This is a genomic window from Streptomyces lomondensis (assembly GCF_014651035.1).
GTDB classification, from domain to species: domain Bacteria; phylum Actinomycetota; class Actinomycetes; order Streptomycetales; family Streptomycetaceae; genus Streptomyces; species Streptomyces lomondensis.
Window position 1 is genome coordinate 111,720 of sequence record NZ_BMWC01000004.1, and the last position, 20,701, is coordinate 132,420.

Consider the following 20,701-nt stretch of genomic DNA (forward strand, 5'->3'; position numbering starts at 1 on the left):
GGTCGGCCTGTGAGGGGGCCGGGCCGCTCACGCCCGCTGACCGAACAGCTCCCGCAGCACGTCCTCCATCGTCACCAGCCCGGCCAGCCGCCCGTCCGCCCCGAGGACCGCCGCGAGATGCGTACGGCTGCCCCGCATCGCCGTCAGGACGTCGTCCAGCGGTGTGCGCTCCCGCACGCGCGCGATGGGCCGCATGTCCCGCAGCCGGAACGGCACACCCCGCCCGGCGGCGTCCAGGGCGTCCTTCACGTGCAGATACCCCACGATCCGGCGCCCCTCGTCCACCACCGGGAAGCGGGAGAACCCGGACTCGGCCGACAGCCGCTCCAGCTGCTCCGGAGTGACACCCACGCGCGCGTACACCACGCGTTCCAGCGGCAGCACCACGTCCCGCACCGGACGGCGGCCCAGCTCCAGCGCGTCGTGCAGCCGCTCCTGGGCGCGGTCGTCGATGAGGCCGGCCTCGGTGGAGTCCTTCACGATCTGCGCTATCTCCGCGTCCGAGTACGAGGCGGCGACCTCCTCCCGGGCCTCCACGCGCAGCAGCTTCAGCAGCGCGTTGGCGAAGGCGTTCACCGTGAAGATCACCGGCCGCAGAGCCCGGGACAGGGCCACCAGGGGCGGCCCGAGCGTCAGCGCGCTGCGCACCGGCTCCGCGAGCGCGATGTTCTTCGGCACCATCTCGCCGAGCAGCATGTGCAGGTACGTCGCCAGGGCCAGCGCGATCACGAAGGACACCGCGTGACCCGCGCCCTCGGGCACGCCCACCGCGTGGAACACCGGCTCCAGCAGGTGCGCGATGGCCGGCTCGGCGACCACGCCCAGCACCAGCGTGCACAGCGTGATGCCGAGCTGGGCGGCCGCCATCAGCGCGGACACGTGCTCCAGGCCCCACAGCACGCTCTTCGCGCGCCGGTCGCCCCGGTCGGCGTACGGCTCGATCTGGCTGCGGCGCACCGAGATCAGCGCGAACTCGGCGCCGACGAAGAAGGCGTTCACGACCAGCGTCGCCAGACCGATCAGCAGCTGTACGGCGGTCACAGCTGGACCCCCTTCTCGTCGGGCTTCTCGTCGTCCAGGGGCGCGGACAGCAGGACCCGAGCCGCCCGGCGGCCCGTGGCGTCCAGGACCTCCATCCGCCAGCCGGCGACCTCCAGCCGGTCACCGGCGGCCGGTATCCGGCCGAGCACCGTCGCCACCAGCCCGGCGAGCGTCTCGTACGGCCCTTCCGGCGCGCGCAGCCCGACGCGCTCCAGATGGTCCACGCGCGCGGAGCCGTCCGCCGAGTACAGCGCGTGGCCGGCCTCGTCCGTGCCGGCCGGCGCGAGATCCGGCAGCTCGTGCGGGTCGTGCTCGTCGCGCACCTCGCCGACGACCTCCTCGACGATGTCCTCCAGGGTGGCCACGCCCGCCGTGCCGCCGTACTCGTCGATCACGACGGCCATCGTGCGCTTGCCGGAGAGCCGGTCCAGGAGGCGGTCGACGGTGAGCGTCTCCGGGACCAGCAGCGGCTCGCGCATCAGCTCGGAGACGAAGATCCGGGTCCGGCGCTCGGCCGGTACGGCCAGCACGTCCTTGACGTGCGCCGTCCCGACGACCGAGTCGAGCGTGCCGCGGTAGACGGGGAACCGGGACAGGCCGGTCGCCCGGGTCGCGTTCGCCACGTCCTCCAGGGTCGCCTGCACCTCCAGGGCGACGACCTGCACCCGGGGCGTCATCACGTTCTCAGCGGTCAGGTCGGCGAGGTTCAGCGTCCGCACGAACAGCTCGGCGGTGTCGGCCTCCAGGGCGCCCTCCTTGGCGGAGTGCCGGGCGAGCGCCGCCAGCTCCTGCGGCCCGCGCGCCGAGGCCAGCTCCTCGGCGGGCTCCACGCCGATCCGGCGCACGACCCGGTTCGCCGTGTTGTTGAGGTGGGTGATGAAGGGCCGGAACGCGGCGCTGAACCAGCGCTGGGCGTTGCCCACGGTCTTGGCGACGGTCAGCGGCGAGGAGATCGCCCAGTTCTTCGGCACCAGCTCGCCGACGACCATCAGGAACACCGTCGACAGGGCCGTCCCGAGCACCAGCGCGAGGCTGTGCGACGCCGAGCGCGAGACGCCGAGGTGCTCCAGCGGCCCGGCGATCAACGCGGCGATCGACGGCTCGGCGAGCATGCCGACCACCAGGTTGGTGACGGTGATGCCGAGCTGCGCCCCAGAGAGCTGGAAGGTCAGGTTCCGTACGGCCTTCAGCGCGCCCTGCGCGCCCCGCTCACCGCGCTGCGCCGCCCGCTCCAGCTCGGCGCGCTCGACCGTGGTGAGGGAGAACTCGGCCGCCACGAAGGCACCGCAGGCGAGCGAGAGCAGGATCGCCGTGAACAGGAGGAGCACTTCGGTCATCGGTTCACCCCCGTTCCATGGTTCTCCAGAACGGGGCCGGACGCGCGGTGTCGCGGACTGGGAGGCTCGCCCATGGGCGGACGCTCACAACCTTTCATACAGAACCGAGTGGCCATCCCAGGGTAAAGGATGGGCAAAGTCCTCCTGTCGGGATGCTCAGGGCCCACCGCGACGCCCTCGACACCTAGTCGGTGAGCGGCTTCACCCAGCGGCGCCACTGCTCCTCGGGCGCGTACCCGGCGGCGCCCCACGCGTGGTGCGCGGTCTCGTTGCGTGTGAGCACCATCGCGTCCGCGCGCCGCCCGCCGAGCCGTACGAACCGCTCCTCGGCGGCGGCGAGCAGCGCGGACCCGATCCCCTGGCGGCGCTGGTCCGGATGCACGGCCAGCCGGTACAGATGGCAGCGCCAGCCGTCGAACCCCGCGATGACCGTGCCGACCACCTCGCCGTCCCGCTCGGCGAGGATCAGGGCGTCCGGGTCGCGCTCCACGAGCCGCTCCACACCACCCCGGTCGTCGCTGATGCTCGTGCCCTCGGCGGCCACCTTCCAGAAGGCCAGCACGGTGTCGAGGTCCTCGGGCGTCGCGGCCCGGATACGCAGCTCCGTCATGCGGTGATCACACCACGCGCGCCCGGCCGCGACACGCCTTTTCACGATGTGGACGGCAGGCCCCGCGCACCCGCTCCATGATCGGCGCGAACGCCTCCATGCAGGGCTCCAGGACCGTGAAGTACGTGAATCCGTAGCGCTCGCGCCGGGCCAGGACCTGCTCCGTCAGCTCGTCCAGGGTGCCGACCAGGGTGATGGGAAGATCCAGCACCTGTTCCACCGTCATGTCCGGTACCAGTTCCAGGAACGGCTGCACCGCGGCCTCGCGGTCCTCGGTGCCGATCACCATCTGGAGCAGCAGGTTGAACTCGGGCGGCTCCTCGCGGTGCGCCGCGAACTTCCGGTACCGCGCCACGCGCTCGTCGAGTTCCTCCGCGGTGATCGGCGTCAGCTGCCCGCTCGTGCTGCCCGGCGCCGTACGCGCCCCGGTGAACGCCGCGATGTCGGCGTGCTCCGCGCTCAGCCGCAGTATGCGGTCACCGTTCCCGCCGATCAGCAGCGGCACCCGCGGCCGCTGCGCCGCCCGCGGCTGGTGGTCCTCCGAGCCCAGCAGACGCGTGAGCTCCTCGACCGTGCGCCGCAGATGGTCCACCCGTTCGCCCGGGGAGCCGAACGGCAGCCCGGCCGACTCGTGCTCCGCGCGTACATAGCCGGTGCCGAGGCCGAGCTCCAGCCGGCCGCCCGTCAGCGCGTCCGTCGTCGCCACCTCGCGGGCCAGCAGCGCCGGGTTCCAGAAGCCCGCGTTGAGCGTGAAGGTGCCCAGCCTCGGGCGCTCGGTCGCCTCGGCGGCCGCCACGAGCGCGGGGAAGGGCGCGGGCATGCCCAGATGGTCGGGAACCAGGATCACGTCGTAGCCCAGCTCCTCGGCCCGGCGGCACTTGGCGCGCCACTCCTCGGCGGACGCGGGTTCGAGCAGGTTGACCCCGAAGCGGAACGGACGCGGCATGAACTCTCCTCACGCGTAAGCGACTTGAGTGCCCGCCGCGATTCCATCACTCGTGCGCGATGGCCGCCAGCACGTTCATGCGGGAGGCACGCAACGCCGGCAGCAGCGCCGCCACCACCCCGATCACCGCCGAGCCGATCACCACCGCGACGATCGTGACCCACGGGATCGCGAGGGCCGCCATCCCCTGGAGCGCGAGCACCTGCTGTGTGCACAGACCCCACACCAGCCCCAGCGCGAGCCCCAGGACCGCGCCGAACACCGCGATCACCACCGACTCCAGCCGGATCATCCGCCGCAGCTGACGCCGGGCCAGGCCGATCGCCCGCAGCAGCCCGATCTCCCGCGTCCGCTCGACGACCGACAGCGCGAGGGTGTTGACGACACCCAGCACCGCGATGATGATCGCCAGCCCCAGCAGCGCGTACACGAGGTACAGCAGGACGGCGATCTGGTCGTGGACCAGCTGCTTGTAGTCGGCCAGGTCGCGCACCTGCACCTGCGGATACGGGTCCAGGGTCGCCTCCAGGCCCGCGCGCAGCTCGTCGTCGCTAGTGCCCGGGGCGGCGTTGACGTACAGCGCGGAGTCCTGCCCGCCCGGCGCGTACCGCTCCAGCGTGCCGAGTCCGAAGTACAGCCCGCCCTGCGTCCCGAAGCCCTCGGCGGAGTCCTGGTCGGTGAGGGCGCCGACCGTCAGGTCGGCCGAGCGTCCGCCCTGGAACTCCACCGGGACGGTGCTGCCCACCCGTACCCCGTGGTCGCGTGCGAAGTCCCGGTCCATGGCCAGGCGCCCGTCCGCGAGCGCCGCCGCCGAGTTCCCTTGCGTGTAGGTGATGTTGGCGACCTCGTCGAGCCGCGGATCGTAGCCCGCCGCGGTCGTCTCCACGCGGTCGCCGTCCGGCAGCCGCACCGCGACCGGCGTGAACCGCCCCCGCACCACGAGGCCGACGCCCTCGGTGTCCCGCACCTCGTCGGTGACCTCCCGCGGGAACGGCAGGAAGTTGGTGTTCTGGATGACGAAGTCGGCCCCCAGGGTCTTGTCGATCTGCTGGTCGAACGACCTGGTCATCGACTCGCTCGCCACCGACATGCCGCCCACCAGGGCGAGGCCCACCATCAGCGCGGCCGCGGTGGCGCCCGTACGGCGGGGATTGCGCAGGGCGTTGCGCTGGCTCATCCGGCCGATCGACCCGAACAGGGCGGGGAAGGCCCCGCCGAGCACGCGGATCACCGGGCGCACCAGCAGCGGGCCGGCGATCACGGTCGCGATCAGGGTCAGGACGACACCGAGGCCCAGCAGGGACGCCGCCGACGAGGTCCGCTCGGACACCGCGCATCCCACGAGCGCCGCCGCTCCGGCCGCCCCGACGACCGCGCCCGCCACCGCGCGCACCCGCAGCGGCCGGCCCACCCCGGCGACCTCGGCATCCGCCAGCGCGGCCATCGGCGAGACACCCGCGGCCCGCCGCGCCGGAAGGTACGCGGCGACGAAGGTGACGCCCAGACCGACCCCGTACGCCGCCACGGGCGTCACCCAGCCGATGACCATCTCGTCGGCGGCGATGTTCATGCCGAGCAGGCCCATCAGCTCGATGAGCCCGGCCGCGAGCCCGATGCCCACGGCGAGCCCCAGCGTGGAGCCGACCAGACCGAGCAGGAGAGCCTCGGTCAGCACCGAGCGGCGGACCTGGCGCCGGTCGGCGCCGAGCGCGCGCAGCAGGCCCAGCTCCCGGGTGCGCTGCGCGATGAGCATGGAGAAGGTGTTGACGATCAGGAACACGCCGACCAGCACGGCCACCCCGGCGAAGCCGAGCATCACGTACTTGATGACGTCGAGGAACCCGCCGAGCTGCTCGACGTCCGACTTGGCCTGCTCGTCGGCCGTCCTGAAGTCGTAGGTCTGCGCGCCGAGCGCGGCGGCGACGCGCTGCTTGAGCTGCTCGTCACTGACCCCCTGCGCCGCGTCGACCGAGATGGTGGTGGCGGCCCGCGGGTCGCCCAGCAGTTTCGTCCGCGCGGTGGACGGGTCGAGGAAGACCAGTGCGGCGCCGGGGTTGGTGGTGGTGAACGTGACGATGCCGACGACCCGGACCTGGAACGACCCGGGCGGCGCGATCACGGTGAGGCTGTCGCCGATCGCCACGTCCTTGCGGCCGGCGGTCTCCGAGTCGAGCAGCGCCTCGCCGGGCCCTCGCGGGGCGTGGCCGGAGGTCAGCTCCACGGGGCTGCGGTCGTTCGGGTTCCAGGCGTTGCCGAGCGTGGGTGCCCCGGTGGTCGGGCCCACCGGCTCGTTGTTCTCGTCGGCGACCGTGAGGCCGTCCACGTCCACCTCGGCGCGTGCCGCCGCGACCCCGTCGATCTGCCGCACGCGTTCGGCGAGCGCGGCCGGCAGGGTGGCCGTCCGGCCCGAGGGCACCGCTTCGTCGAGGCCCTCCTTCGGGCTCACCGTGACATCGGCGGCGGTGGAGGCGAACAGCCGGTCGAAGGTGCGGCTGACGGTGTCCGAGAAGATCAGGCTCCCCGTGACGAACGCGACGGACAGCAGGACGGCGAGCGCGGAGAGCAACAGCCGCCCCTTGTGCGCCAGGAAGCTCCTCAGGGTCGCCTTGAGCACGGGGTCAGTTCTCCTCGGGCGACATCGGGTCGTCCTCGAACCGCGTGCGGATCACGTCGAACCTCTTCATCCGCTCCAGCACGGCTTCCGCCGTCGGCCGCGGCATCTCGTCCACGATCCGGCCGTCCCCGAGGAAGAGCACCAGGTCCGAGTGGGCGGCGGCGCCCGGGTCGTGGGTGACCATGACGACGGTCTGCCCGAGGTGGTCCACCGCCTCGCGCAGGAAGCCGAGCACCTCCAGACCGGCGCGCGAGTCGAGGTTGCCGGTCGGCTCGTCCGCGAAGATCAGCTCGGGCCGGGAGGCCAGCGCCCGGGCACAGGCCACGCGCTGCTGCTGACCGCCGGAGAGCTGGGAGGGCCGGTGCCCGAGCCGGTCCCTCAGACCGAGCGTGTCGATCACCTGGTCCAGCCACTTCTCGTCGGGCTTCTTGCCTGCGATGTCCATGGGCAGGGTGATGTTCTCCAGCGCGTTCAGGGTCGGGATGAGGTTGAACGACTGGAACATGAACCCGATCCGGTCCCGGCGCAGCCGTGTCAGCTCGCGCTCCCGCAGCCCCGTGATCTCGGTGTCCCCGAGCCACACCTGGCCGGCCGAGACCGTGTCGAGCCCCGCCAGGCAGTGCATCAGCGTGGACTTCCCGGAGCCCGACGGCCCCATCACCGCGGTGAACCGGCCGCGCACGACGTCCACGTCCACCGAGTCGAGCGCGAGCACGGTCGTCTCGCCCGAGCCGTACGCCTTGGTCAGGCCGCGGGCGCGGGCCGCGATCCCGTCGGCCGACGCGAGGCCGGGAGCGTGCTCCGCAGCAGGTATGGACAAGGCCGCCTCCTTGAGGATCTGCGTCAGGACCTCCTGGCTCTACCCGAGGGTAATGTGACCCGGCCCACACTCGGTATCCTCCGTGGGGCGGACTCCGCCCTTGCCGGTGCTAGCGTCTCCGCGCTAGCGTCGTGGTATGGCGAAGACCCAGCTGAACGTGCGAGTCGACGAGGGCACCGCCCGCGCCGCCCGCGAACGCGCCCTGGCCCGCGGGATGAGCGTCAACCGCTACATCGAGGAGCTGGTCAGACAGGACACCGGCGAGGTCGGCCACACGTTCGTGGAGGCCGCCGCCGACTTCATGAAGCAGTACGAGTCCGTCTTCGCCGAGGAGTTCGGCCCGGACCGTGAGGGCACGCGCGAAGGTCGCCACTGAACCGTTGAACAACCTCGAGATCGACCTCGCCTGGCTGCTGATGCTCGCCGAGCAGAAGACCCCCGGGGACCCCCAGGTCACCGACTGGGGAGCCCTCGTCGCCGCCGTCGCACGCCATCAGGCCCGGATATTCGACGTCCCCGTCTACGACAGCCCGCACGCCCGCGCCGCCGCGCTGCTCCAGCTCCTCATCCACGTCCCCGCGCTGGAACGCTCCAACGCGCTGTTCGCCTCCGCCGTCGCCTACGCGTACCTCGTCGCCAGCGGCGCCAAGGTCGTCACCTCACCCGAGCAGGTCCGCGACCTCGCCCGGCTGGTCAAGAGCGGCGAGGCGTCCCTGCGGGACATCGAGCAGGAACTGCGCCAGTGGAGCTTGTGACTAGGTGGTGACCGGGCGCCACGCCGTGCCCAGCACGCAGTACGAGGTGGGCAGCACCGGCCCCTGCTCCGGCAGCATCATCCGCCGGTAGGGGCCCAGCTCGAACCCGGCGTCCCGCAGCGCCCGCACCGGCTCCCGCGAGAGGTGGCAGCCGCCGTTCAGCACCGGCCACACCGTCCGGTCCAGCGCGCGCTGTGTGAGCGTCATCGCCCGGCCGCCGCCCCGGCCGTGCTCGAAGAACCGCACCTCACCGCCCGGCCGCAGCACCCGCCGCAGTTCCCCGAGCGCCCGGGGCACGTCCCGCACACTGCACAGCACCAGCGACACCACGGCCGCGTCGAAGCCCTCGCTCTTGACCGGCAGCGCCTCGGCCGCCCCCGGCACCACGTCCACGGGCACCTCGGCGCGCAGGGCGGCCTCCACGGCGAGCTGCCGCAGCCGCCGCTCCGGCTCGATGGCCACGATCTCCGAGACGGTGCCCGGGTAGTGCGCGAAGTTCAGCCCGTTGCCCGCGCCGATCTCGATCACCCGCCCGGACAGCCCGCCGAGCAGTCTCTCGCGCACCCGGCCCATGCCCAACCGGGTCTCGGCGGTGACGCTGATCCGGGCGTAGTAGCGGGCGAACAGCGGATGGTGCACGGCATCGCGCGGCACCTTGCCGGAGCGGAGCGGCATGGGGACCTCCCTGTCGAGGCGGGCCTAACGCGATTCTCCCCAGCGGAGGCCCGGCGCACCCCTGCCGTCCACCGCGGACGTATGCCGCCCGGAGCCCGCCGGCCGAACGCGCCCCCTCCGGACACCCGGCCCGTCGGGCACGGCGGAGTGGGGGGCCGGCAGACCGGCGGCGCCGACCCTGCCGCCGGTGAGCCGGGCGCCCCCCGGGACGGCCCGCTAGGCGAGTTCCGCCGCCAGCAGTTCGGCCGTCCTGGCCACCAGCGGGTTGTCGGCCGGGGCGTCCTCCTCCGGCTGGGTCGTCAGGACGGACATCACGATCGGCGGACCGTCCGGCGGCCAGGCGATGCCCACGTCGTTGTTGCCGCCGTACCGTCCGCCGCCGGTCTTGTCGGCGATCAGCCAGTCGGCCGGCAGGGCCTTGCGGAACTTCTCGCCGCTCGTGGTGTTGCGCAGCAGCCAGTCCGTGAGCCGGGCCCGGTCCCGGGGCGCCAGCGCGTCGCCGAGCACCAGGCGGGCGTAGGTCAGGCCGATGGCGCGCGGGGAGGTCGTGTCGGTCACGCGCCATGGTTCCGCGCTGTTCAGCTCCGGCTCCCAGCGGTCGAGCCGGGTGACCCCGTCGCCGATCGAGCGGGCGAAGCGCGTGACGGCGGTCGGTCCGCCCAGCTCCTTCAGCAGCAGGTTGCCCGCGGTGTTGTCGCTGAAGCGGATGGTGGCGTCGCACAGTTCGCCGACGGTCATGCCGGTCGCGACGTGCTTCTCGGTGACCGGGGAGTACCCGGACCGCGTGACGTAGTGCTGGGTGTAGCGGATGCGCCGGGCCAGGAACTCGCCGTCGCGGTCGAGGTCGCGCAGGACGGCCGCGGCGGCGAGCGTCTTGAACACCGAGGCCATCGGGAAGCGTTCGTCGGCCCGGTACGCCACCGTCCGGCCGGTGCGCAGATTGCGGGCGTACACCCCGAGCCGGGCCGTGTGCTCCCGCTCGATCTCCCTCAGCCGCGCGGTGACGCCACCCGTGGCGGGCAAGGCGTGGGCCGTGCCGCCGCCCAGCGAGAGAGCGGCGGCGGCGCCCAGCACGAGGGCCGTACGGCGGGACGGACGCGGGTGTTTCGTGTGCACGGTGTTCCCTTCGGAAGTGATCACGTACGTAGTTCAACACGCGACCATGTCCGCGCCGGTTTCACCGCGGCCCCGCCAGGACTCTCAGGACGCCCGGGGCGCCTCCCGCACCCGGAACGCCTCCGCGTCCCACGTACCGTCCAGGCGCGGCGCCAGCCAGTGCGGCGCCGACGCCCGGAAGTCGGCGGGGGAGAGGCCCCCCGCCCCGGCGGGAACGGAGCCCAGCAGCGGTGCTCCGGCGACGTCCGGCAGGTCCGCGAGATTGCAGCGCGCGGCGAGGTCCGGCACGGCCGGCCAGCTCCCGATCACGATCCCGGCCAGGTCCAGCCCCCGGCAGCGCAGTTCACGCGCCGTCAGCTCCGTCGTGTTCAGCGTGCCCAGGCCCGCCGGGGCCACGACCAGCACCGGAGCCGACAGCAGCCGGGCCGCGTCCGCCAGGGTGCCGCCGGCCGCGTCGAACCGCACGAGCAGCCCGCCCGCCCCCTCGACCAGCACCAGGTCGTGCTCGGTGGCCAGCTTGGCGGCGGCCTCCGCGACCTCGTGCGGATGCACCGGGGCGCGCCCGGCCCGGCGGGCGGCCGTCGCCGGCGCCAACGGCTCGGGGTACCGGGCGATTTCGGCCGTCGTCACCGGGCCCGCGAGACGCGCGACCTCGGCGGCGTCCCCCGGCTCGTCCGGCCGTACACCGGTCTGCGCGGCCTTCAGCACGGCCACCGAACGGCCTGCCGCCAGGGCCGTCGCGGCGACGGCGGCGGTCACGACCGTCTTGCCGACCTCCGTGCCCGTGCCCGTGATCACCAGTACCGGCATGTCATCCCTCCCGTGCCGCCGCGCACACAGCCCGCGCGATCCGCGCCACGTCCGCGTCGCCCGTGACGTACGGCGGCATCGTGTAGACCAGATCGCGGAACGGCCGCAGCCACACGCCCTCGCGTACGGCCGCCGCCGTGGCCGACTGCATGTCCACGGCGTGGTCCAGCTGCACGACCCCGATGGCCCCGAGGACCCGCACGTCCTTCACGCCCGGCAGGTCCGAGGCCGCCGCGAGGCCGTCGCGCAGCCCGGCCTCGATCCGCTTGACCTCCGCGAGCCAGTCCTGCCCGAGCAGCAGCTCGATCGAGGCGCAGGCCACGGCCGCCGCCAGCGGATTGCCCATGAAGGTCGGGCCGTGCGCGAGCACCGGCACCTCACCCCGGGAGATCCCGTCGGCCACCCGCGCGGTGCACAGCGTCGCCGCCATCGTCAGATAACCGCCTGTCAGCGCCTTGCCCACGCACATCACGTCCGGCGTCACCGCCGCGTGCTCCGCCGCGAACAGCGCGCCCGTACGGCCGAAGCCGGTCGCGATCTCGTCGAACACCAGCAGCACGCCGTGCGCGTCGCACGCCTCGCGCAGCACCCTCAGATACGCGGGGGAGTGGAAGCGCATCCCGCCCGCGCCCTGCACCACCGGCTCGACGATCACCGCGGCCAGCTCGTCGGCGTGCCGCTCGATCAGCGACCGCACGTGTTCGGCGTAGGTCTCGTCGTACTGCGCCGGGGGCGGGTCCGCGAACACCTGGCGCTGGAGCACCCCGGTCCACAGCTCGTGCATCCCGCCCTCGGGATCGCACACGGACATCGGCTGCCAGGTGTCGCCGTGGTAGCCGCCGCGCCAGGTCAGCAGCCGCTGCTTGCCGGGGCGGCCCAGCGAGCGCCAGTACTGGAGGCACATCTTGACCGCCACCTCGACCGACACCGACCCGGAGTCGGCGAGGAAGACATGCTCCAGCCCCTCCGGTGACATGTCGACAAGGAGCTTCGCCAGGCGCACGGCGGGCTCGTGGGTGAGCCCGCCGAACATCACATGGCTCATCCGCCCGAGCTGCTCGCGCGCGGCCTCGTTCAGCACCGGGTGGTTGTAGCCGTGGATCGCCGACCACCAGGACGACATGCCGTCGACCAGCTCTCCCGAGCCGTCCGCGAGCCGGAGCCGCACCCCGCTCGCCGACTCCACGACGAGCGGTTCCTGCCGGCCGGGCATCGGGCCGTACGGGTGCCACACATGCCGCCGGTCGAGCTCCAACAGCTCGGGCACCGCGAGCTCAGGCATTGGGCGCGAGGTCCGTCCCGGCGCCCCGGCGGCGCACGGCGACCAGGTCGGTACGGGGCTCGTTGACGTCCGGCACGGACCCACAGGCCCCGCCGCCGTCGGAGCCGCAGCCGCCACCGCTCCCGCAGCCGCCGGAGGCCCGGTGCTCGGGCAGCGTCACCTGGTCGGTGCCCTCCACCTCGAACCCGGCGTCCGCGATCATCTCCAGGTCGGCCTTGCCGGCCTGGCCCTCGCTGGTGAGGTAGTCGCCGAGGAAGATCGAGTTGGCCAGGTGCAGGGCGAGCGGCTGCAGGGTGCGCAGATGGACCTCGCGCCCGCCCGCGATGCGCACTTCGACGTCCGGGCAGACGAACCGCGTCATCGCCAGGATCCTCAGGCACCGCTGCGGCGTCAGGTTCCACTCCTTGCCGAGCGGGGTGCCCTCGAACGGGATGAGGAAGTTGACCGGAACCGAGTCCGGGTCCAGCTCGCGCAGCGAGAAGACGACGTCGACCAAGTCCTCGTCCGTCTCGCCCATGCCGGCGATCAGCCCGGAGCAGGCGGACAGGCCCGCCGCGTGCGCCTTGTTGACCGTGTCGACGCGGTCGGCGTACGTGTGCGTGGTGGTGATCTCGCCGTACGTCGCCTCGGACGTGTTGAGGTTGTGGTTGTAGGCGTCGGCGCCGGCCTCGCGCAGCCGCTCCGCCTGGCCGTCGGAGAGCAGTCCGAGGCAGGCGCACACCTCGACGCCCTCGTTCTTCTCCTTGATCGTCCGGATCGTCTCGGAGACCCGGTCCACGTCCCGGTCGGTCGGGCCGCGCCCGCTGGCCACCAGGCAGACCCGCTTGGCGCCCCCGGCCACCCCGGCCGCCGCCGCCTCGGAGGCCTGGTCGGGTTTGAGCCAGGTGTACTTCAGGATCCCGGCCTGGGAGCCGAGCCGCTGCGAACAGTAGGAGCAGTCCTCGGGGCACAGGCCGGACTTCAGGTTGACGAGATAGTTGAGTTTCACCCGTCGGCCGAACCAGTGCCGGCGCACCTTCCCGGCCGCGGCCACCACATCGAGCAGGTCGTCGTCGGACGTCGCGAGGACGGCCAGTGCCTCGTCACGGGTCGGCAGCTCGCGCCGAAGCCCCTTGTCCACCAGCGTGTTCAGCAGGTCCATGGGAGCCGATCCTGTCGTACGGAGCCGCCCGCGGCCAAGGAGAGTTCGCACAACAGAGTCGCTTCGAGGTGTGGGTATTGCCACACAGTGACCTGCTGGAGGTCCGGCTAGTGTCTGTGCACTGCCTACAAATTCCCCCGGAGGACCACCCATGGCGTTCGGCTGGATCGACGAGCAGGCGCGGCTGCGCCGCCGCGCCGGACTCGTACGGACCCTGCGCCCCCGTCCGGCCGCCTCGCCGCTCCTCGACCTGGCGAGCAACGACTATCTGGGACTCGCCCGCCACCCCGAGGTCACCGAGGGCGCGGCGCGCGCCGCGCGGACCTGGGGCGGCGGCTCGACCGGCTCCCGGCTCGTCACCGGCAGCACCGAACTGCACGCCGAGCTCGAACGGGAACTGGCCGATTTCTGCGGTGCCGAGGCGGCCCTCGTCTTCTCCTCCGGCTACGCCGCCAACCTCGCGGCGGTCACCGCGCTGGCCCCGCACGGTGCGCTGATCGTCTCCGACGCGGGCAACCACGCCTCGCTCATCGACGGCTGCCGGCTGGCCCGCGGCACGACCCAGGTGGTGGCGCACGCCGAGCCGGAGGCCGTGCGCAAGGCGCTGGCCGACCATGAGGGCCCGGCGATCGCCGTGTCCGACACGGTCTTCTCGGTCGACGGCGACGCGGCCCCGCTCGCCGAGCTGGCCGCCGCCTGCCGGGAGTACGGCGCCGGGCTGGTCGTCGACGACGCCCACGGCCTGGGCGTCCTCGGCGACGGCGGCCGCGGCGCCCCGCACGCGGCGGGACTCGCGGGTGCCGACGACGTCGTCACCACGGTCACGCTGTCCAAGTCGCTCGGCAGCCAGGGCGGAGCCGTCCTCGGTCCCGCCCGGGTCGTCGACCACCTGGTCAACGCGGCACGGACGTTCATCTTCGACACGGGACTCGCCCCCGCCGCGGCGGGGGCGGCCCTGTCGGCACTGCGGCTGCTGCGCCGCGAGCCGGAGCGCGCGGCGCGGGCCCGCGCGGTGGCGGGCGAGCTGTACGTGGGCCTGACCGCCGCGGGTCTGGAAGCGGTGCGTCCGGACGCCGCGGTGGTCTCGGTGCGGGCGCCCTCCCCCGAGGACGCCGTGCGCTGGGCGGCCGAGTGCCGCGCGGCGGGCCTGGCCGTGGGCTGTTTCCGTCCTCCTTCCGTGCCCGACGGCATCTCACGGCTCAGGCTGACCGCCCGCGCGGACCTGACCGGTCAGCAGATCGAACGCGCTGTACGGCTGATCGGCGAGACGCGGCCATGAGTCGGCGTGACACGGCCGTGCGTCGCACGATGGCGGCCTGATCGGACGGGGTTCACATACGGTCCACCGCGGCCGTGAACTCCGCCCAGCTCCTGAAGGAGAAGAGCAGGGCGGGCCCGGCCGGGGCCTTGGAGTCGCGCACGGCGAGGAGTCCGGCCCAGGGCGGGACGTCCGGACACGCGGTCTCGACGCAGTTGTTCGCGCCGGTGCTGTAGCTGCTGCGCAACCACCGCACACCGTGCAGTTCGCTGCTTGAGGGGAGGTGACGAGGCAGTGCACGCATAGGTGCCTCCTTACGCGCCGGCGGCTGTCCCGGCGATGTAATCCAACGAATCCTCGGGCGAAAGGGCGTGGATCTGAAGGGCGCTGAAGGCCTCCGTGTAGGCCTGGAGGTCTTCTTTCCGTTCGAGATAGAGGCTACTCGTCAAGTGGTCGAGAACAACCACATCCAGATCAGATGTGCTCGAGAATGAGAAGATAACGAAAGGCCCGGTGACACCGATGTGCGCCCCGGCGGCGAACGGCAGCACCTGGAGCCGTACTTGGGGCAGCCGCGCCGCCTCGATCAGCCGTTCCAGCTGTCTGGCCATGACTCCGGGCCCGCCCACCTCGCGGCGCAGCACCGCCTCGTCCAGCACGGCGCTCAGCTCCAGCGGCGGCTCCGCCCGCAGCACGTCCTGCCGGGCCAGCCGTACTTCGACGAGGGTGTCGAGCCGGTCCTCCGACAGCCCCTCCACGGCGGCCTTCGTCACCGCACGCGCGTACTCGGGCGTCTGGAGCAGGCCCGGGACGACGGTGGTCTCCAGCGTGCGCATCGCGCTGGCCTGCGACTCCAGGCTGATGAAGTCCCGGTAGGTCGGCGGCAGCACCCCGCGGTAGGCGTGCCACCAGTGGTGCCGGCCGCCGCTGTCCTCGGACCCCGCCAACACCATGAGCAACTCGCGAAGTTGGGAGTCTGCCACACCGTAGGCATCGAGAAGTAACCGCACATCGGCCGGTTTCACCCCACTCGTGCCCGTCTCGATCCGGCTGACCTTCGACTGGTGCCAGCCCACCAGCCGGGCCGCCTCGCCACTGGTGAGCCCCGCAGAGGTGCGCAGCGCACGCAGTTCGGCGCCCAGTTTGCGGCGGCGCACCGCGGGACCGTGCTGCATGGGCTTCTCCTTACTCCTTCCGAGCCACCCAAATACGGTCTCGCGTCGTAGAGTTCACCGCATCGAGCGACAGATATATGCATATCTTGGTGGATCGCCGCCCTTGATGGGTGTTCTGGTGGCAGTCTGGCGACGAAGCACCAGTCCGGGACCGTACTCGAACCATCCGCTCCGTGTCGGACTGCGGTCCCGTGGGAAAGGGACGACGTCGCCATGGCAGACCATTTGGAAGCCTCCGTCACTCTGCCGAGCGATCCCGCCTCGGTCTCCGCAGCGCGCGCCTACGTGGTGGGCACGCTGGCGGAGTGGGGCCTGCCGGCGGACACGGAAGTGTCCGACACCGTCCGGCTCATCATCTCCGAACTCGCCACCAACGCCGTCCAGCACACCTTCGGGCAGTCGCCCACGTTCCGGGTGGACGTCGAGCTCGACCGCGACGAACACCTGCGCGTCGGCGTCACGGACAGCCACCCGCGCTTCCCGAGACGGCTCCCCGCCGCCGTCCAGCAGGACAACGGCCGCGGTCTGGCCATCATCCGCTGGCTGACCGCGGAATGCGGCGGCCGGCTCCGCATCCGCCCCACCCGCGAGGGCGGCAAGACCATCTCCGTCGAACTCCCGTGGGCGGTCCCGGCCCAGCCCGTGACCGCGGCGGGGCAGCAGGAGCCGTAACGACCCTGTCTGCCACGCGGCAGGGCCTCAAGGGCGTCACCGCGTCGCCCCGGCAGGCGACCAGAACCCTACGACGCGCCCCACTGGGGCAGCCCCGCGCCGTCCGGCGCGTCCCCGGGCGCCGCGCCCGCCACCGGCGAACCGGCCCCGGCCCGCGCGAGCCCAGCCGCCACCGCCCGCGTCACCGGCGTCGCGCCGGTACTTCCCGATGTGGTGCCGTTCCCCGCAGTGCCGACGGCTGCCTGACGGTGTCCCGCAGGGGTGCGGGAATCCTGACCGGGCCGGCCTCGGACGATGCCGGTTCCTCCGCTGTCCTGCTCGTCTCGTCGCGCAGTCCCGCCCGCCGCACCAGCCGAGGGAGCAGCCCCCACAGGCCGACGCAGACCAGGAAGGTCGCGGCGCTCGCGGCGATCCCGCCGGCCCGGCCGGTCGTCACATCGACCACCAGCAGGACCGAACCGCTGAACGCGAACACGAGCACGACCAGGCCCGTGGTGGCCAGGCGCGAGGAGACCTGCACGATGCGCGGCTTGGCGCCCTGCTGGAAGAGCGAGCGGTGCAGCGCGGCCGGCGCGGTGAACAGCGCCGCGGCGAGGACCGCCAGCAGCAGCGTGATGACGTAGGTGACGCGCTGGACCGTGTCGAGGTCCTCGAAGCGTGAGGTGAAGGCGAGCGACAGCAGGAAGGCGAAGAGGATCTGTACGCCCGTCTGGGTGACGCGGAGCTCCTGGAGCAGCTCGACGAAGTTGCGGTCGGCGCGCTGGAGCGGAGTCTCGTTGCGTGCGGTGCAGGGACGGTGCTCGGCCATGGGTGACGGGTAACCACCTGAGCCCGTGTCACGCTCCGGCGTGCGGCGGCGCGTAAGACGCGCCGCCGCACGCCGGGCGGATCACTTCACGCGCCCGTACCAGACGCTCTTGGTCCAGATCTTCTGAAGCCGCACCACGTCCCCGGTCTTCGGGGCGTGCCAGAGCTTGTTCTTACCCGCGTAGATACCGACGTGGTACACGCTCTTGCCCGAGTGGAAGAACACCAGGTCCCCCGCCTTGCGGTTCTTGGCGGAGATGTGGCGCGTCTTGTTGTACTGCTGGGCGGCCGTGCGGGGCAGCTTCTTGCCGGCCTTCTTGAACGAGTACAGCGTGAGCCCTGAGCAGTCGAACCGGTGCGGCCCGGTGGCCCCGTACTTGTAGGGCGAACCCTTCTTCGAGGCTGCTATCTGGAGTGCCTTCGTCGCCGACGTGGCTGCCGCGGCCTCCGAGGAGAAGCCGGGGGCCACGATCGAGCCGCCCACCGCGGCGATGGTGAGGGCCGAGGCCGTACCGGCCCGGACCATGAGCGACGGGACACGATTGAGCGCAGTCATGCGCAACCCTTCGTCAGCCGCCTGTGAAGGATGACCTGTCGGATTCGGGCTGGCGAAGTTGCCCGGCCGCTGACGCGGCTTCACCCCAAGGGCTGCTCGGGTCCGGTCATGGCGTGACCGTCCCGGCGACCCGTCGTGCTTGGGTCCTCCACTCCTGCCGATCCACTTCTGTCGACCGGTCATCCGGGCGGCGGCAGGACTCGGCGTCCGCCCGGATCGCCCCGCCGTTGTGGCGGGGGCTTGTCGTCAGACAGGGATCTTGGCTCATGGTTGTCCCGAAATCCCAACGGAACCGGGGGTTTGTGTTGTTACTCACCACTCACCCGTTCGGGTGGACACGTCTGTGTTCGAGCCGCTGTCCACAGCTCCGTGAACCGCCGGACCAGGGATGGAATGTCCCATTCCGCCCTGTGGCTACGCGCGTTGCGCAACTCTGAGGGCCCAAAAAAAGGATCCCCGTCTACTCCGAACAGGGGTACGTCGTTTGGTCCGTTTCGACTCAGGCCCGGACGCTCCGTCGACAGGACGGGCGCCCGGGCCGTCGGATCCGCGTCAACTGACCGACTCGGGGGGCAGCGTGAGCCGGGCCGTGCGCCGCTCGCCGTCCAGCACCCGCAGCGCCCGGGCCAGTGTCCCGGCGTGCAGTTCCGTCTCGCCCCGCTGGTGCATCAGGGCCAACGCGTCGCGCAGCGCGGTCGCCTTGCCGACCAGGGCCTGGGCGGCGCGCAGTCCGCGGTAGGTGTCGCCGTGCAGCGCCGGGTTGATCCGGCCGAGCAGGTCGACGACGTCGAGGTAACGGTCGATCAACTCCGCCTCGGCGCGCGTCAGCGCGGGCAGCGGCGGCAGTTCGGGCGGCAGCACCGGAGCCTCACCGCCCGGTCGGGGCGGTCAGCGTGGCCCTGCGGTTGGGGACGATCCGGTCCACCAGGCCGTACTCCACCGCCTCCTGGGCGGTGAGGATCTTCTCCCGCTCGATGTCGGAACTCACCTGCTCCCGGGTGCGGCCGGTGTGGCGCGCGAGCATCTCCTCCATGCGCGTGCGGATGCGCGTCAACTCGTCGGCCTGGATCGCCAGGTCGCTGGCCTGGCCGCGGACCGGCTCGGGCAGCGCCGGCTGATGGATCACCAGACGCGCCTCGGGCAGCACGGACCGCTTCCCGGGTGTGCCCGCGGCCAGCAGGACCGTGGCGGCCGCGCCGGCCTGGCCCAGGCAGATCGTCTCCACGTCGCAGGTGACGTAGCGCATCGTGTCGTAGATGGCCGTCATCGCGTGGAAGGTGCCGCCGGGGGAGTTGATGTAGAGCGCGATGTCCCGGTCCGGGGCCTGGTGCTCCAGGTACATGAACTGGGCCATCACGTCGTTCGCCGAGGTCTCGTCCACCGGCGTGCCGAGGAAGACGATCCGCCCCTCCAGCAGCTTGGAGTACGGGTCCATCGTCCGGTACCCGGACGACGTGCGTTCGGTGAACTCGGGCAGCACGTAACGGGCGGACGGTCGGGTCATGGCGAACCCCTCCTCGCGGGCAGAGCCGTCTCCGGCGACGGCTGACTCTGTAAGAAATGTACAGGACGTACGTGACGTTATGATGGGGGTATGGCCTACGAGATTCCGGTGACGCAAGCCAGGGCTGAACTCGCCGACCTGATCAACCGCGTGGTGTACGGCGGTGAGCGCGTCGTCGTGACCCGGCACGGCAAGCCTCTCGTCGCCCTCGTCTCGGCCGATGACCTGCGGCGCCTCGAGGAAGTCGCGGAGTCGGCGGGGCTGACGGAGCCCGCGGAGGAGCAGGTGATCAGCGCCGTCTCCACCGTCCGCGAGGTCGCGTCCGCTCCTCGCGAACGGCAGCGGTTCGGGATCGCGGCGGAGCACCGGGGAGCCGACCCGGCGTAGCCCGCGAGGGGGTGGACGCGTGCGCTGAGCAGGCAGGCAACCTTGCAGAGGTGAACCGTGCGCTGAGCAGACGGAAACCGCGCACCCCCGTCCGCTACAGCGGGGGTGCGCGGTCGTTTCCGGGCGGTGCGGGAGGCCGCTCAGCCGACGGTCGCGAGCTTCCGGTCGTCGGTCGTGGGCGCGCTGCCCGTCTTCCGCCTCCTGAGCGAGCCGCCGAGGAGTACGGCGCCCAGACCCAGCGCCGCCCACCAGGCCAGGGTCAGGGCGGGGCCGGTCGCCGCCGCGCCGTCGAAGTACGCCACCGAGCGCAGCAGCGTGGTGCCCGCGCCGGGCGGCAGCCACTGGCCGATCGCACCGGCCGGCTCCGGCAGCATCTGCGGTGCCGAGGGGGCGGCGGAGAAGGGGTTGCCGAGGAGCATCACCACCGCTGCGGCGATCCCGAGGCCGGCGGTGCCGACCAGGGCGGCGAGTCCGGCGACGGCACCGCTGACGGCCAGCGTCGAGAGCGCGAGCACCGCGGCCTCCGCCCACCAGTCGCCCGTGAGTACACCGAGCCAGCTGTGCGCGATCCCGGCGGCGACCACCCCGACCAGGGCGGACGCGCCGAGCAACGCGCTCGCGGCCCGGACGCCCCGCAGGCCCAGCACGGTGACCACCGCGCCCGCCGCGATGCCGGCCAGCGCGAGGGGCAGCACGGCGGCGTTCAGCGCCGCGCCGCGCGGATCGCTCGCCGGGGCGGCCACGACGTCGACCGTCTTGATCGGCGTGCCCTCGGCGGCGGCCTGCCGGCCCACGGCCTGCTGGAGGAACTGGGCGACGGCCGGCCCCGCGGCGGACGCGGTGAGCAGTTCGGGCCCCTGGGGCGTGACCACGACCGCGCCGTACACGGTCCGGTCCTCGATGGCGTCCCGGGCGGCGGCCTCGTCGGCGTAGCGGTGGATCTCGAACGCGCCCTCGTGCCGCTCCAGCCCCTTCTCCACCTGGGCCGTCGCGGCGGGCGGTCCGGCGATGCCCAGCGGCAGGTCGCGAGGCGCGGTGCGGGCGGCCGGCCAGGCGAAGGCCCACAGGGCCAGGGCCGCGAGGACGGGGACGAGGACGACGACCGCGATCACGTGGCGGGTGCTGGTGGAAGGCATGAGGGTCTCCTGTGAGCGAGCGGAACGGGACCGCGAGCGGCGGACCGGACCGCTAAAAA

Annotated in this window: 23 protein-coding genes and 1 riboswitch; of the genes, 5 read left to right on the plus strand and 18 right to left on the minus strand. The window is 72.5% G+C overall.

Going from position 1 to position 20,701, the window contains the following annotated elements; all coding sequences use genetic code 11:
• Positions 1 to 27 precede the first annotated feature (27 nt).
• The 6 genes from IE255_RS15650 to IE255_RS15675 form a co-directional block, all read right to left on the minus strand.
• Entirely contained in the window at positions 28 to 1,041 is a 1,014-nt protein-coding gene (locus tag IE255_RS15650; RefSeq protein ID WP_190050870.1) for a hemolysin family protein, read from the minus strand.
• The gene (locus IE255_RS15655; RefSeq protein WP_190050871.1) at positions 1,038 to 2,378 is read right to left on the minus strand and encodes a hemolysin family protein; all 1,341 of its coding nucleotides are present in this window, start codon (positions 2,376 to 2,378) and stop codon (positions 1,038 to 1,040) included. Before IE255_RS15655 ends, IE255_RS15650 begins: the two co-directional genes overlap by 4 nt.
• 184 nt (positions 2,379 to 2,562) lie before the next feature.
• Positions 2,563 to 2,988, minus strand: a complete 426-nt coding sequence (locus IE255_RS15660; protein WP_190050872.1) for a GNAT family N-acetyltransferase — start codon at positions 2,986 to 2,988, stop codon at positions 2,563 to 2,565.
• 7 nt (positions 2,989 to 2,995) lie between these two features.
• The gene (locus tag IE255_RS15665) at positions 2,996 to 3,934 is read right to left on the minus strand and encodes an LLM class F420-dependent oxidoreductase (protein ID WP_190050873.1); all 939 of its coding nucleotides are present in this window, start codon (positions 3,932 to 3,934) and stop codon (positions 2,996 to 2,998) included.
• 46 nt (positions 3,935 to 3,980) lie between these two features.
• Entirely contained in the window at positions 3,981 to 6,548 is a 2,568-nt protein-coding gene (locus IE255_RS15670) for an ABC transporter permease (protein WP_190050874.1), read from the minus strand.
• Between the two features lie 4 nt (positions 6,549 to 6,552).
• Positions 6,553 to 7,368, minus strand: a complete 816-nt coding sequence (locus tag IE255_RS15675; protein WP_190050875.1) for an ABC transporter ATP-binding protein — start codon at positions 7,366 to 7,368, stop codon at positions 6,553 to 6,555.
• Between the two features lie 136 nt (positions 7,369 to 7,504).
• On the opposite strand from IE255_RS15675, the gene IE255_RS15680 reads away from it, so the two are divergent.
• Together IE255_RS15680 and IE255_RS15685 are read left to right on the plus strand one after the other, a co-directional pair.
• Entirely contained in the window at positions 7,505 to 7,744 is a 240-nt protein-coding gene (locus IE255_RS15680; protein ID WP_003988727.1) for a hypothetical protein, read from the plus strand.
• A gap of 4 nt (positions 7,745 to 7,748) precedes the next feature.
• Positions 7,749 to 8,123: a fic family toxin-antitoxin system, toxin component gene (locus IE255_RS15685; RefSeq protein ID WP_190050876.1), complete on the plus strand. Its 375-nt coding sequence runs from the start codon at positions 7,749 to 7,751 to the stop codon at positions 8,121 to 8,123.
• Here the strand turns inward: IE255_RS15685 and IE255_RS15690 are convergent, their stop codons facing one another.
• The 5 genes from IE255_RS15690 to bioB form a co-directional block, all read right to left on the minus strand.
• Positions 8,124 to 8,798 (minus strand): class I SAM-dependent methyltransferase, encoded by a 675-nt coding sequence (locus IE255_RS15690; protein WP_190050877.1) that lies wholly within the window; start codon positions 8,796 to 8,798, stop codon positions 8,124 to 8,126.
• Positions 8,799 to 9,014: 216 nt separating this feature from the next.
• Positions 9,015 to 9,938, minus strand: coding sequence for a class A beta-lactamase (bla, locus tag IE255_RS15695; RefSeq protein WP_190050878.1), 924 nt, complete (start codon positions 9,936 to 9,938; stop codon positions 9,015 to 9,017).
• Between the two features lie 60 nt (positions 9,939 to 9,998).
• Positions 9,999 to 10,724 (minus strand): dethiobiotin synthase, encoded by a 726-nt coding sequence (gene bioD / locus IE255_RS15700; RefSeq protein WP_190050879.1) that lies wholly within the window; start codon positions 10,722 to 10,724, stop codon positions 9,999 to 10,001.
• A gap of 1 nt (position 10,725) precedes the next feature.
• Positions 10,726 to 12,006: an adenosylmethionine--8-amino-7-oxononanoate transaminase gene (locus tag IE255_RS15705; RefSeq protein ID WP_190050880.1), complete on the minus strand. Its 1,281-nt coding sequence runs from the start codon at positions 12,004 to 12,006 to the stop codon at positions 10,726 to 10,728.
• The gene (bioB, locus tag IE255_RS15710) at positions 11,999 to 13,147 is read right to left on the minus strand and encodes a biotin synthase BioB (protein WP_190050881.1); all 1,149 of its coding nucleotides are present in this window, start codon (positions 13,145 to 13,147) and stop codon (positions 11,999 to 12,001) included. The genes IE255_RS15705 and bioB overlap by 8 nt, the downstream gene beginning before the upstream one ends.
• A 151-nt stretch (positions 13,148 to 13,298) precedes the next feature.
• Between bioB and IE255_RS15715 the strand changes: the two genes are divergently transcribed.
• A complete protein-coding gene (locus tag IE255_RS15715; RefSeq protein WP_190050882.1) occupies positions 13,299 to 14,426 on the plus strand; it encodes an 8-amino-7-oxononanoate synthase in 1,128 nt (375 codons plus the stop codon).
• A 52-nt stretch (positions 14,427 to 14,478) separates the two neighbouring features.
• Here IE255_RS15715 and IE255_RS15720 read toward each other — a convergent pair whose 3' ends face one another.
• Positions 14,479 to 14,709: a DUF397 domain-containing protein gene (locus IE255_RS15720; RefSeq protein ID WP_190050883.1), complete on the minus strand. Its 231-nt coding sequence runs from the start codon at positions 14,707 to 14,709 to the stop codon at positions 14,479 to 14,481.
• Positions 14,710 to 14,719: 10 nt separating this feature from the next.
• Positions 14,720 to 15,580, minus strand: coding sequence for a helix-turn-helix domain-containing protein (locus tag IE255_RS15725; RefSeq protein WP_190050884.1), 861 nt, complete (start codon positions 15,578 to 15,580; stop codon positions 14,720 to 14,722).
• Between the two features lie 213 nt (positions 15,581 to 15,793).
• On the opposite strand from IE255_RS15725, the gene IE255_RS15730 reads away from it, so the two are divergent.
• On the plus strand, positions 15,794 to 16,252 hold the full coding sequence (locus tag IE255_RS15730; protein ID WP_190050885.1) for an ATP-binding protein: 459 nt from the start codon (positions 15,794 to 15,796) through the stop codon (positions 16,250 to 16,252).
• 181 nt (positions 16,253 to 16,433) lie between these two features.
• Here IE255_RS15730 and IE255_RS15735 read toward each other — a convergent pair whose 3' ends face one another.
• The 4 genes from IE255_RS15735 to IE255_RS15750 all read right to left on the minus strand — a co-directional run bounded on the left by IE255_RS15735 (position 16,434) and on the right by IE255_RS15750 (position 19,119).
• Complete coding sequence (locus IE255_RS15735) at positions 16,434 to 17,060, minus strand: DUF6328 family protein (protein WP_190050886.1); 627 nt, start codon at positions 17,058 to 17,060, stop codon at positions 16,434 to 16,436.
• A gap of 81 nt (positions 17,061 to 17,141) precedes the next feature.
• The gene (locus tag IE255_RS15740) at positions 17,142 to 17,615 is read right to left on the minus strand and encodes a C40 family peptidase (protein ID WP_190050887.1); all 474 of its coding nucleotides are present in this window, start codon (positions 17,613 to 17,615) and stop codon (positions 17,142 to 17,144) included.
• 3 nt (positions 17,616 to 17,618) lie between these two features.
• A riboswitch (cyclic di-AMP (ydaO/yuaA leader) is annotated at positions 17,619 to 17,799 on the minus strand.
• Positions 17,800 to 18,167: 368 nt separating this feature from the next.
• Positions 18,168 to 18,476 carry a hypothetical protein gene (locus IE255_RS15745; protein WP_037765613.1) on the minus strand — a complete coding sequence of 103 codons (309 nt, stop codon included), beginning with the start codon at positions 18,474 to 18,476 and terminating at the stop codon, positions 18,168 to 18,170.
• 7 nt (positions 18,477 to 18,483) lie between these two features.
• Positions 18,484 to 19,119 carry an ATP-dependent Clp protease proteolytic subunit gene (locus IE255_RS15750; protein WP_190050888.1) on the minus strand — a complete coding sequence of 212 codons (636 nt, stop codon included), beginning with the start codon at positions 19,117 to 19,119 and terminating at the stop codon, positions 18,484 to 18,486.
• A 90-nt stretch (positions 19,120 to 19,209) separates the two neighbouring features.
• Here IE255_RS15750 and IE255_RS15755 point away from each other — a divergent pair, with 90 nt between their 5' ends.
• Positions 19,210 to 19,506, plus strand: a complete 297-nt coding sequence (locus IE255_RS15755; protein WP_190050889.1) for a type II toxin-antitoxin system Phd/YefM family antitoxin — start codon at positions 19,210 to 19,212, stop codon at positions 19,504 to 19,506.
• A gap of 140 nt (positions 19,507 to 19,646) precedes the next feature.
• Here IE255_RS15755 and IE255_RS15760 read toward each other — a convergent pair whose 3' ends face one another.
• Positions 19,647 to 20,642, minus strand: a complete 996-nt coding sequence (locus IE255_RS15760; RefSeq protein ID WP_190050890.1) for an ABC transporter permease — start codon at positions 20,640 to 20,642, stop codon at positions 19,647 to 19,649.
• Positions 20,643 to 20,701: the final 59 nt, after the last annotated feature.